We start from the raw sequence: 440 nt of genomic DNA on the forward strand, positions 1-440 counted from the left end.
GCCCAAAGCGCCTCCAAAACTACCGCCCGCGCCCCGCGCCGGGCGCCGCCCGTCCGGGTCCGCGCACCGGCCCCGGCGGTCGTCCGACCCCGAACGCCCCCCCGGCCCAGGCCGAGGTCGCCCGTCCGAGCCGTGCGCCCGGCGGCGGTTTCGCCCGTCCGCTGAAGCCCGAGGATGATCGCGACAAGCGTTTCTCGGACGCCGGCAAGGCCGTCAGCCGCACCCGCGGCGAGCCCAAGCGCCGCGAAGGCCGCCTGACCATCCAGTCGGTCGCCGGCGACGGCGACACCGCCGAGCGGATGCGCTCGCTGGCCTCGGTCCGCCGCGCCCGCGAACGTGAAAAAGAGAAGCGCAAGGGCGGCTCCACCGACGCCCCGAACCGTCCGCGCGAAGTCGTCATCCCTGACGTCATCACTGTGCAGGAGCTGTCCAACCGGATG

Annotated in this window: 1 pseudogene; it reads left to right on the forward strand. The window is 74.5% G+C overall.

Annotation, left to right across the window (positions count from 1 at the left end):
• Window positions 1-440, forward strand: a pseudogene (locus B2742_RS08815) (translation initiation factor IF-2); the annotation flags it as partial.

Origin of the sequence: Brevundimonas sp. UBA7664 (assembly GCF_002483305.1) — a bacterium.
Taxonomy (GTDB): domain Bacteria; phylum Pseudomonadota; class Alphaproteobacteria; order Caulobacterales; family Caulobacteraceae; genus Brevundimonas.